Annotated in this window: 3 protein-coding genes; 2 read left to right on the top strand and 1 reads right to left on the bottom strand. The window is 36.9% G+C overall.

The window, feature by feature from the left end; genetic code table 11:
• A partial coding sequence (locus tag HMPREF1117_RS10380) for a mucin-binding protein (protein ID WP_007557432.1) occupies positions 1–7,122 on the bottom strand: 7,122 nt, incomplete at its 3' end.
• 744 nt (positions 7,123–7,866) lie between these two features.
• Between HMPREF1117_RS10380 and HMPREF1117_RS10375 the strand changes: the two genes are divergently transcribed.
• Entirely contained in the window at positions 7,867–8,346 is a 480-nt protein-coding gene (locus tag HMPREF1117_RS10375) for an SP_0198 family lipoprotein (RefSeq protein ID WP_000837841.1), read from the top strand.
• A gap of 589 nt (positions 8,347–8,935) precedes the next feature.
• A partial coding sequence (locus HMPREF1117_RS11425; RefSeq protein ID WP_001083129.1) for an alpha-L-fucosidase occupies positions 8,936–13,824 on the top strand: 4,889 nt, incomplete at its 3' end.

Raw genomic sequence — 13,824 nt, 5'->3', positions numbered from 1 at the left:
TGGAGTTGTTGTTACTGGTGTTTCAATTGAGACTGGAACGACTTCTACTACGTTAACAGGTACAGATACCTCTTTAGTCGCAACTACTTTACCATCTTTCACATACTCTACCACTACTGTCGCTGGGGTTTGTACACCAGCTGTTGCTGTCGGTGGTACTGTTCCAGTTTTAACTTCTGTAACTGTTACAGTAACTCCTGATGGAAGCCCCTTCACGTTATTAGCTGCTTTTTCAGCCTGTTCTTTAATAGCTTTTTCTAGTTCTTGCTTATCACTATCTTTAAGAACTGTTACACCTTCTGGGGTTACTTTTGGTAATACTGTCACTGGGACTTTTACTGTCTCTTCACCATTTGCATACTTAACTTTAGTTGTTACTGTTACATCGGTTGCTCCAACTTTATCCTTTGTATCTGGTAAATCAGCTTCTGTTGGATCTTGTACTGTTCCACCTTGTCCTGGTGTTACTGCATCTTTTACTTTAGCTATTTCAGGTTTGTCGCCTTCAACAACGTATACTTGATCAGCATTTGAACCAACTACACTTACAGTAATTTCTGCATCTTTTGTATACTTAATGCCATCTACTGTATAGGTTACTGGGACTTTTACAGTTCCTTTGTTTGTTCCTGCTTCCGATGTAATGGTTGCAAGCACTTCTTCTGTAATCGCTCCAACTTCTACATCTTTGGCACCATCTGGTAATTTAGCTTTGAAATCTGCTGAGTTTGCTACTTCTTCTGCTTTAGCTTTAGCTACTTCTTTAACTTTATCTGTAGTTTCACCTTTTGGTACTGTTACTTCACCTTTAGCAACTGGCAATACTGTCACTGGTACTTTCACTTGTTCTGGATCTTTAATTCCGTCGTAAGTTACAGGGACCGTTACTTCTTTCTTACCTGTTGTTTTTGTTAGGTCTTCTGGAATTACAGGATTACCCTTTGTTCCATCAGTTCCTGGTGTTACTGCATCTTGGACAGTTTTAGCTTCTACTGTATCACCTTCAAAGACTACCAATGGTTTTGGTGTTGATCCTACTACTGTTACAGGAACTTCTACTTCTTTAGAACCGACTACACGACCTTTATCATCAGTATATTCAACAACTACCTTAGCTGGTTTTTGTTCTCCTGTAGCAGTTGTTTCAGGTTTTTCTTTCACTTCTTTAACAGTTACTGTTACACCTGCAGGGATATTATCTTTTGGTAATGCATCCACCACTTCTTGAGCTTTTGCTTTAACCGTTGCTTCTAAATCCGTACTATCTTTAAGTACTCTTACACCTGTTGGTTTGACTACTGGTAGAACTTTAACAACCGTAGGGACTTCTACAAGTTTATCTTCACCATCTTTCGCAACTACTGTTACTTTCTTATCTCCAGGTGTTGTTGTGTCTACATCACCATCTTTATAGGTGAACTTAGTTCCTTCTGGATATTGTTCAGGATTAATACTTTCACTTGCATCTGGTTGTGGTTTAGCAGGGTCTTCAAAGACATATTGCACTTCAGGATCTACTACCACAACTTTAGCTGGAACTTTAACAATCGTATCTTCACCAACTTTAGCTACAACGACTACATCTTTCTCTCCCGATGTAGTTGTATCTACTGGAGTTTCATAAGTAAATTCCGTTCCATCTGGATATTCACCCGGTGTGATACTTTGTTTAGCTTCTGGTTGTTTATTAGCTTTATCAGCCACAACGTATTGTGGAATACTGTCAACTACACGTACTGTTGCTGGAACTCTTACTAGTTCATTTCCATTTTCATCAGTAACAATAACCTTAACCCCTTTATCTCCAGGTGTTGTTGTATCTGGTTCTTTTTCGTAAGTGAATTTAGAACCAGCTGGATAATCATCTGGATTGATACTATCTTCTGCTTTTGGAGCTTCTTTTGGATCTACTGGGACAATTTGTGGATATCCTTCAACAACTTTAATCGGTACATTAACAGTTTCTTCACGTTTATTATCCCCTGAACCGTATGTCACTGTCACAGGAGCTGTTAATGTGTCATCCCCAACTTTATCAGTTGTATCAGGAAGTTTAGTTTCATCTACTGTTTTCTCATTTCCTTTAGTAGTAACAGCATCTTTTAATTTTTCTGAAGATGGTTTATCTCCCTCTACTACATAAACAGGTTTTGCAGTTGAAACTTGTGGTTTAACTTTAATTGTAAACTCTTGATCTATTTCTTTCTTAGTATCAAACGTTGGATCCTGATCAAATGGATTATCTACAACATCATATCCCATAGATTTCAAAACATCAATACGTGCTTGAACTTTTTCTTCTGGAATTTTATCTCCTGATTTACCAGCAAGATCATCAATATTATATTTCGCATCTAATGGTGTTTCAACACCTTCATCATCTACTGAAACAAATTTTACTTTTGCTTTTTGATCGTCTTTGTCATAGGTAATCTTGATATTTACTTTTGGATCCGTAATTGTTGGTGGTTTATAACCTTCTTCTGGATTTGCAGGATTTACTGGTTCTAATGGTGTTCCATTTCCATCTTTTGGAGTATATCCATCTTTATGAGGAATAATTTGTGTAATTTCACCAGTCTTGGTTGGATCATTTGGATTGTTAGGGAATGGAATCGGATCTCCATCCTTACCAGTGGTTGGATCAACAGGAATCCAGCTTCCAATCTTCGTATAAGTAACTTTATCCGTGTCATCAGGGATTACTTTTGTATCTTTTGCAGGGGTTGCTGCTTCTTTAGCTGGAATTTCTTTTTTATCAGCAATATATCCTGGTAGAACATCTACTCCAACTTTATCCCATGTTTTATTTGGACTTTCCCAATCAGTATAGCTTACTTCTTTTGTGACAAGATTAACGGTCGCTTTTCTTGTAAATGGTACCGTTTGAACAGTATCATCCTTAGCTTTTTCCTCAGCTGCTGTATCTGAATCTTTCTTCACATATGAAATCACACGTTTAGCAGTAGTGTTCAAATCAGACTCAGCTAAACCTTCTGGCCACTTAAGTTCAGGATTTTCTCCATTTGGATCTACCGGGCTATCTTTTTCATGAGGTGTTGATGATGGAATTTCAACAATTCTAGGTTTAACAACAATCTTAAATGTTTGAGAAGGCGCTGATGAACCATCTGTTGGGTTAATATCTTCCTTATCATCAAATGTTGGATGTTGATCACCCTGAGTATGATAGTCATCACTTTCGACTTCATAACCTTGGTTCTTAAGTTCTTTGATTTTATTATCAATATCTGTATTTGCTGGTAATTCTGAACCAGATTTACCTGTTAAATCAAAGCTAGAAACCACTTCATTTGCGGCTCCATCGACTTTCTTCTCAATCACTACTTTAGCTGTTTGAGTAGAAGGTGTATATGTAATTGGTGATTCCCCAAATTTATCCGTTGGTGTAAATCCATCTGGAACTTTATAACCTTGAGTTGGATCATTTGGATTTTTCGGTGTTAATTCTTGACCATTGTAAACTGGAGTATATCCTGGAACGTATGGAATTGTTACAGTACTAAAGTCTCCTGGAACTGTTGGATCATTCGGGTTATTTGGATAAGGAATTTTATCTTGAGCACCATTCGGTTTCTTACCTTCTGGATAGTTTGGTACAAATGAACCAATCTCCTTATAAAGAACTTTCTTCACTTCAGGAGTTGTTGTTCCATCTTGAGCAGGAACTGGAGCTTCTTTTTCAGCTACTGTTTTATCTGTAGCATTTACTAATAAGTAATTTTCTACTACTGGTGAATCAACAGCGTTGAATTTACCTTTTGTTCCATCTGCTTTAGCGTCAGTTAGTTTATCCGCTTCATTGTAAACTTCCCAATCAGAGTAAGTTACTTCTTTTGTTTCAGGGTTAACCGTTGCTGTACGTTTGTAAGTTACTTTTTGCACCTTTTCAGCATATAAAGGAGTAGCATTATCTTTGTTTGCATCTTCTTCTTTTAGATACTTAATTGTACGTGTAACTTCTTTAACTAAGTCCTCACGAGTAACTCCTGCTGGATATTTACCAAGATTTTCATCTCCTTCTTTTACAGGTGTATCTGCTGTTTTTGGAGATACTGGAGCTGTTGTGCTTGGATTTGTTGGATCAGTTGTTACAGTTGGGTCCACTTTAATTAGGTCTAAGACATGAACAGTGACATTTGTTTCTGTTGATTTCTTACCTTCACTATCAGTTGATTGAACTTTTACAGTATAATCTCCAACTGTAGTTGTATCTAAGTTACCTGCATCACTTACTGCGATTGTTGGTTTAGTAGAATCAACCCCATCACGATCATCTTCTAAGTCAGTTGCTGATGGCTTCGCTTTTTCTAAAACTTTAGCATTGTTCCATTTGTCAGCTTCTTTTGTTTTATAAACATATAAATCTTTTTTCTCAACTGCTACTGTTGGAGCTTCGTTTAGAACATTAGCATAAGCTGGATCTGATTCGTTACCTGCTTTATCAAGCACAGTGACTTTGATACGTTTGTTCGGATTTGTTGTCTCATTCGCTTCCGTCAAATCTGTACCTGCTGGAACTGGAACAACTAATTTACCATCACGTACTTCAACTTTTGTTGCACCATTATACCAACCATCTGCTTTCTTCGTTAAAGTAATTGGTGTTTTAGTATTTGGTAAAGTAACTTTCAATGAAGTTAATCCACCAATAGCTTCTTTAATATTGTCTACCTCAGTGTTAGCATCACGGTTCGTTCCGTTATTTCTATCGTTTTCAGCGATATCTTGTTTTTCTCTAGTTTCATCTGTTAAGTTTTTTTGTTTTTCCGTAGGAACAGAAACTAGCAATTCTTTCACTTGATTTTTATCAGTTTTTTCTCCAGTAATACTATCTGTATGGACTGGTTCTACTGTAGGAGCAACAGGTTTAATAGTATCAATATAAATTGTTTTATTGTAATAATAATCAGGATTATCTGTATTTCCTAGTGCATTAAATGTATTTCTATATGGACTATTTGGATTTACAACGGCTGTATTTTCTAATACTCTGTTTCCTTGTAAATCTGTAAATCCTTCTTTAATTTCTGCAGTTACTTTGAAAGTAGCAGTCCCTTTAAAGTTTTTCGCTGTTGTGAAATCAATACCGAATGTTCGTGTTCCATTTTTGGCAGGATCAGAATCCCCCGCATTGAATTTTAATCTAAGTGTTCTAGTTGTTTCATCATATGATACCACTTGGTAAGGACCAGGCCAATTCCATTCATTCGCTTTTTTAGCTGAATCTTTTAATTCTACACCTTCAGGAATTTTAATAGTGTATTCATATGCACCATAAGTTGGTAATCCCCCAACATTTTTAACTGTAACTTTTAATTGACCAGACTCTTTATCTTTATATAATACATCTTCACCATATTCAGAAGTTGATTTACCACGAACAACATCTGTCGTCATTTCTAAAGCAGCACCAACAGTTAAGTTAACTCCACCTACAAAGTATCCATCTTCAATTTCTGTTTTACCATTTACTGGGTAAGTCTTTTTAAATGCTGGACCATCTTCTAGTGCTTTAATAGTTACTTTAATTTTTTTCGTAGTATTTGGAGTATTAATAATCGTTCTCCAAAAACCGAAACCATTTCCATTCCCTCCATCGCCATACGGAGTTGAAACGTGTGTCGTTTCATTATGATTATTCGCATCTGTTAGCGTTCTTAAAACTTCACCTGTATCTGCATCTGTAACTGTGATTTCTACTTTTTCACCAGTACCAGCAGTACCCATATTCCCATATGCGCCACCTGTTAAGGCACTAAGGTATAGTCTAGAATTCGGATTAACATTAAATTCTTTCGAAATTTGTGTACCTTTCTTATTTAATTGAATATAATAACCTTTCCCTACAGCTGAATGTGCTGCATTATTTAAAGGAACACCAGGTACACTTGAGTAGTTAACACCATTTCCATAGTTTTGATTAGCTTTATTAGGTGCTAAAGGATTTCCTGGAACAGGAGTATCATTGTATTGTCTGTCAATACTTCCATTATTATCGTAAACTTTAGATGGTTTCGGATCAAATCCAGCAGGTCTATCCGCTGCAACTTCTGTTGGAGCTTCTGGTTTAATCGCTGTTACATAATTATTTGTCCCTTCTATTTTCCATCCATCAATTTCATTTTCAATTCTCTTTTCTTTCCAATTATAAGTAATTTTACCAAGTTTTACTGGAGCTGGATTTGGAGAACTAGTACTATTTCTTGAATATTGATTTTCAACAGTAGCAGATTTTGTTTCAACATCTGGAGTATTAAAATCAATATCTCCAAATTGATTTTTCAAACTTGAAATAACGTTATCTACTGGGTTAGCTCCTACCCCTCTTTTATTATTACTAGTAGGACCTTCTGCTGCTTGTTCTCCTACACCAGTAGGAGTCGCTCTAAATCCACTTTCCCCTTTACCTGGTATAGCTTGTCCATTCCGAGGATCTTGGTTTTTAGATTCTTTTTCTGCTTTCTTATCTTCAGAAGTTTTGTTGTCCTCTATTTCTTTTGTCTCAACATTTGTTTTTGGCATGCTTTCAAGAACGAAAGCTCTATTATTCAATGCTCTTGTTGACCAATCAACGTCAGTTTGTTGCGCTTTGTCGTTAGATAATAAGGCTTCTGCTGTAGATAATTCTGCTTTTGCTGCTTCAATTGCAGATGCAGTTTTTTCCGTTACTCCTGCTTTTGCAATCGCAGCCTGCATTCTGCCAATCGCAGCTAGAAGCTTACTGGTGTCAGCTTTTACCACATCTTTAGGTTCACTTTCTGGTTTAACAGCATTTTCTGAAGCCCCAGAAGTTGTTTCCACTGAATTCACTACCGGAGTATTAGGAGAAGTCTCTGCTTCTTTTACATTTGAAACAACTGGAGTTGTATCTGCATCTTCATGAACAGGATTTTCACTACCACTTACAGATTTAGGGTCAGGTGCTGGCTCAGATGCTGGCAATGTAGAGTTTGACTCATTTCCCCGTTGAACAGTATCTGCTTGAGCAACAGACGCCCCTCCAAACAGCATAAAAGCAGCAATCGCTACTGAAGCCGCACCAAAACTATACTTGCGTATTGAAAAACGCTGAACTTTTTGACCATGAAATTTATCCATTCTTGATTTCATGTATATAATCCTTTCAAAAGTTATGATAATTAGTTTGAACAACAAATCGGCAAATTCTAAAATATTTTTGAATAAGACGACTGAATGTCACACTCTTGATTTTATCATTTCTTATAACTTTTGTACAGCAATATGTTATCATGTGCGATCGTTTTCTTTTATTTGAATAATTGTTTGTCAATTTTTTGTAACAATTTAAAAAGAAACGCCATTACTTAGATAATTCAAATAAAAAACATTACATATTTTGAATAATCAAATTGATTTATGCACCGATTTTAAACTTATTTATAATAAATCCTTCGTAATGTCAGATCCCTTTTCTGAAATAAAAACTATTCATTTTTTTACTCTATATACTAATATTGTATTTTAGGGTAACTAAGCCAGTATTGGGATGAGATTCAAGCTTATGTCGGATATAGAAATGATTTTCTTCGCTCCGCAGGGAACTTGTTAGATAAGTTAGGTAGGAATTCGCTTCTTTTCTCATTTTTTGAGAAGAAATTAGATATCTTTTATTTTTTCAAGTTATTCTCTTACATGAATCTTCCTAATGACTAGAAAAAGAATCGTGGGGAATCTTGATTCTAACTTGTAGAACCAAGGAAAAACCTCATAAGCTATGATTGAGCATATAAATTGACTTCTATATTTTTACTGTTATACTAAAATAACTGCCAATTGTTACGTATAAAATTTTAAATTATGGCATAAAGGAAGGAATTCACTATGAAATCAAAAACAATTGCACTTTCTATTCTTACATTAGCAAGTGTTACTCTATTAGCAGCGTGTACTCCTGCAGCTCAACAACAAAATCAACAACCCGCTCAACAAACACAACAATCTAATCCGAACCAACAGTCTGACCAACAAAATCAGCAATCTAACCAACAAAACGCTAACAATAAAAACAATCAAGCTGTCCCAGCTCAAAATGCTCCAGTAGCTCAACCTGAAAACATCGATGGAACCTATAAAGGCCAAGATGAGCGTGATCAAATTACTTTGACTGTTACTGGTAAAACAGGAACATGGACAAAATTAGAATCTGATGGTGACCAAGAAGTGAAACAAGTCACTTTTGACCCAGCAAACCAACGAATGATCGTCGGTGATGATGTACAAATCTACACTGTTAATGGAAATCAAATTACAGTTGATGACACTGACTTTGATCCATCTGATCGAATTATTTTGTCTAAATAATCATTAAAAGAGACTTAATTCTTAAGTCTCTTTTTATAGTGCATTTTGTCTAAAAGATTCGTAGGTATAGCTTTCAGTCGTCAATTTTGATATTTTGGAATTGTTGAATCAAACAAGCCTTTAAATAATAGATAAACTCAAGGATATACAACATCAGCCTAAAATATAATCAAAAAGAAATCATCATACTTTTTTAGTAAGAGGAAACACTTCTACCTACCTTCCAATTTTTACGAAACTATCTATAAAGAGAAATCTGATTTCTAAAGACTTTAAACTTTTTATTTATATCAAATTTCTTCCATAAAAATAGCCATTTTACTGATAAAAAATTGTTTCCACAGCCCTTCTTTTTGCTTTATCCTCTTGCTTTTTTTTGAATTATTTAGTATATTTGTTATGTTAAGAGTTTTAGCTCATTTTAATTCATTAAATGGCTAATTTAATTTTTCTTATAAAATGAAAGCGCTTAATTCAGGAGGCTGTAATCAATCTATCAAATCTTATTTATTTCCAAATCATATCGTTTCCAAGTAAAACTTGGGCTCAGACAGTAGCTGACTGTCTTTATTCAGACTAGGAGTATATTATGAATCGATACCTTTTTGAAAAAGGACAAACTTTTAGCATCAGAAAATTAACCGTTGGAGTTGCTTCGGTTATGGTTGGACTCGCTTTCTTTGCTTCTGGAACAGCACTAGCTGAAGAAGCAAAAGTCAATTCTACTAGCAGTCCACAAAATGTAGAAAAACTTTCAGATCCAGCTAGCACAACAGCAGATGTCAAAACTGAAAACACTGGACCTGCCAACTCTCAGGAAACAGGAAAAAATGAGGAAGCAACTAAACCCGTTGAAACAAAATCAGTGACAGACACTGACACTACTCAACCAGTGAAAGAAAAAGCAACACCAGATAGTCAAACTGCAGATTTACTTCCTGAAGAAATAAACGATCAGGCTTATCCTGATACGCCCGTGAAAAACTTAGATACTTCAGCAACCGTAGAGAAAAAGGATAGTCCTAAAGTAGAGGCAGAAAGTATCCTGAAAAAGAAAGAAGATACTCCAAAAGAACCTGAAAATGGTAATCGTGCCATCGTCAACGGTGGTCTTGATTTGAAACATATTCCTTACGAAGGGCAACCGGCAACTGCTGCTAGTATGATTTACACCATCTACAATGGTGGTCCCCAACGTTATATTGTTTCTGGCTCTGGTATTTTTGTGGCACCAAATGTCATTTTGACGGTCGCTCACAACTTTTTAGAAGCTAATCGTGATACTAAAGAAGGACATATCCGTGGCGGGGATTCTGCTAAGTTTTACTATAACTTAGGATCAAATGCTCCCGTTCGTAATTCTCAACCGGTAACAGGTAATACAACTTTATTTAAAGAAGAAGATATTCATTTTTGGAATAAGAAAGAATTTGGCAAAGGCTATCAAAATGATTTAGCTGCTGTTGTAGCTCCTGTACCGCTTCAAATAGCTAGTCCAAATAAATCTGCCACTTTCGTACCACTAGCAGATAATAAAGATTACAAACCTGGTGATCCAATTAGTACGATTGGGTATCCTACTGATTCTAGCTCACCAGAGCTTAAAAAACCAATTGTTGCGGGACAACTTTATAAGGCTGATGGTGTTGTGAAAACTGTCGACAATTACGATGATAAAGGATCAAAAGGAATCACCTATCACATGACTTCCGTTTCTGGACTTTCAGGAGGAGGCGTTATCAATGGAGATGGTAAAGTAGTTGGTGTACATCAACATGGTACTATTGAAAATGGAATTCCTGACAAAGATCGCTTTGGTGGAGGAATTGTTCTTTCACCTGAGCAAGTTAAATGGGTAAGAGATATTATCGAAAAATATGGTGTCAAGGGCTGGTATCAAGGAGATAATGGCAAGCGATATTACTTTACTCCTGAAGGAGAAATGTTCCGAAATAAAACTGCCGTTATTGGTGATAATCAATATTCTTTCGATGAAAATGGTGTTGCCACACTAGTTAAAGGTATCGATTATGGCCGTGTTGTTATTCAACACCTAGACAAAGCTGGAAACCCTATTAAAGCCGATGATACTTTTGTAGAAAAGACTGAAGTTGGAACTGCTTTTGACTATGATTTCAAAAAAGAAATCTCTAAGACTGACTTCTACAAAAAAAATCAGGAGAAATACCAAGTTGTCTCAATTGATGGTGTTGCAATCAACAAACAACTTAAAGATGAATGGACTTATAACGTTGTTAGCAAAACAGCTCCAGGAACTCGTGTCATAAAGGTGGTTTATGAAGTGAATAAAGGTTCATTTGCCATCCATTATCGTTTGAAAGGCTCAGATCAAGAATTAGCAACTACAACAACAGATAATAATGATGGAAAAGAATACGATGTTTCTTTTGTAAACACTTTTGAAGCAAAAGAAATTGAAGGATATCGTGCTCTATCTCCACGATTAGAGGCTAGCATTCAGCATAAAGGAGTCAATCAAGTTGTCTTTGAATACGAAAAAATTTCAGAAACTCCAAAACCAGTGACTCCTACAGCGCCTATTGCCCATCCAGAAGATAAGGAAACTGAAATCGGCAATTATGGTCCTCTTCCAAGCAAGGCTCAATTAGACTACCACAAGGAAGAATTAGCCGCCTTCATTCACTACGGTATGAATACTTACACTAATTCTGAATGGGGACATGGAAACGAAAATCCTAAAAACTTCAATCCAACTAACTTAGATACTGATCAGTGGATTCGAACTCTAAAAGAAACTGGATTTAAACGCACGATTATGGTAGTCAAACACCATGATGGATTCGTTATTTATCCTTCTCAATATACGAATCATACAGTAGCAGCTAGTCCTTGGAAAGATGGAAAAGGCGACCTTCTTGAAGAAGTCTCTAAATCTGCTACTAAGTACGATATGAACTTGGGTGTTTACCTATCACCATGGGATGTTAATAGTCCTAAATATAAGGTTGCTACTCAAAAAGAATACAACGAATACTACCTCAACCAATTAAAAGAAATCCTTGGTAATCCAAAATACGGTAACAAGGGTAAATTTATTGAGGTATGGATGGATGGTGCCCGTGGAAGCGGTGCCCAAAAAGTAACCTACACCTTTGATGAATGGTTCAAATACATTAAAGAAGCTGAAGGTGATATCGCTATCTTCTCTGCTGAGCCAACAAGTATTCGCTGGATTGGAAACGAACGTGGTATCGCTGGAGACCCTGTATGGCACAAGGTTAAAAAAGCAAATATCACAGAAAATGTTAAGAATGAATACCTCAACCATGGTGACCCTGAAGGTGATATGTACTCTGTAGGAGAAGCTGATGTTTCTATCCGTTCAGGATGGTTCTATCATGATAATCAGCAACCAAAATCCCTTAAAGAGTTGATGGATATCTACTTCAAGTCAGTTGGTCGTGGAACGCCACTCCTCCTCAATATCCCACCAAATAAAGAAGGTAAGTTCGCAGATGTTGACGTTGCGCGGTTGAAAGAATTTAAAGCGGCCCTCGACCAAATGTATGCGGCTGACTTCGCTAAAGGAGCAACTGTCACAGCAAGTTCTACTCGTCAGAATCACCTTTACAAAGAAAGTCACCTTACAGACGGCAAAGATGATACTAGCTGGGCCCTTTCAAATGACGCTACAAGCGGTAGCTTCACAGTTGATTTAGGACAAAAGAGACGCTTTGACGTTGTTGAACTTAAGGAAGATATCGCTAAAGGTCAACGGATTTCTGGATTTAAGATTGAAGTTGAAATCAACGGACGCTGGGTTCCATATGGAGAAGGGGCTACAGTAGGTTACCGTCGTTTAATCCAAGGCCAACCTGTGGAAGCACAAAAAATACGCGTTACGATTACTGGTGCGCAAGCTACACCAATACTAAACAACTTCTCAGTCTACAAGACACCATCTAGCATCGAAAAAACAGATGGTTATCCTCTTGGACTTGAATACCATTCAAATACAACTGCTGATAAGGAAGGTACAACTTGGTACAATGAATCTGAAGGTATCCGCGGTACTTCTATGTGGACCAATCAGAAAGATGCCAAAGTAAGCTATCATTTCACTGGAACCAAAGCCTATGTGGTCTCAACAGTGGATCCTAATCACGGGGAAATGTCTGTATTTGTGGATGGACAAAAAGTTGCTGACGTACAGACTAAGAACAGCAGCCGTAAACGTAGCCAAAAAGTGTATGAAACAGATGACTTAACCCCTGGAGAACACACCATTACCTTAGTGAATAAAACTGGTACACCAATTGCTACAGAAGGAATTTACACCCTCAATAACGACAGTAAAGGTATGTTTGAACTTGGGGCAACTTCTTACGATGTCGAAAAAGGAAAACCAGCCACTGTCACAATTAAGCGTGTTGGAGGTAGCAAAGGTTCTGCTACTGTACGTTTCATTACAGAACCTGGAACAGGTGTTCACGGTAAAGTTTACCAAGACACAACTCAAGATGTTACCTTCGCTGAAGGGGAGACAGAAAAAACTGTCACCATACCGACTATCGACTTCACAGAACAAGCTGACTCAATCTTTGACTTCAAAGCTAAACTTACTTCTGCGACCGACGGTGCACTACTTGGTTTTGCTACTGAGTCTACTATCCGAGTCATGAAAGCTGACTTATTGAAGAATGCGCAAACAAGCTACGATGATCAAGCTAGCCAATTGGATTATAGTCCTGGTTGGAGACGCGAAACAAACTCTTCTGGAAAATACCAAAACACTGAATCATGGGTATCATTTGGTCACTTGACAGATGAACAGAAGAAAAAGACATCTGTGACAGCATATTTCTATGGTACAGGTTTAGAAATTAAAGGTTTTGTTGATCCAGGTCATGGTATATATAAAGTATTCCTTGATGGTAAAGAAATTACTTACCAAGATGGAATGGGCAATGCAAGTACAGTTGACGGCAAGAAATACTTTAGTGGACATTCTACTAAGCGCCAAGGTGACCAAACTCTAGTAAACCTGAAAGGACTAGAGGAAAACTTGCACGCAGTGACACTTCAATTGGACCCAGATAAGAATGATTTGACCAAGAACATCGGTATGCAGGTCGACCAATTCATTACTCATGGAGAAGGTAGCGAACTCTATAGCAAAGCAGAAATTCTTCAATCTCTCACTAAATGGAAAGAAGACTTGTCTAACTTTGATCCAACTGGATTGAAAGATACTACAGCTGCTCGTCAAGCATTTACGACTAATCTTAATAAACTCACTGAGCAATTAAGCTCCGATACTGTAAATGTTCAGGACGTAATGGCAACAGTCAATGTCTTACAAGATATTCTTAGTAAAGATGAAAACTATCAAAAAGCTGGAGAAGAACCATCTCCAGAGAAACCAGTTGAGCCTAAACAACCTGAACAACCTCAAATTGATTACGAAAAAGCTATGGCTAGCTTGACTGAAGCAAT

It is taken from the genome of Streptococcus sp. SK643 (assembly GCF_000259505.1).
Lineage (GTDB): Bacteria > Bacillota > Bacilli > Lactobacillales > Streptococcaceae > Streptococcus.
This window is presented reverse-complemented; position numbering and strand designations above follow the sequence as displayed.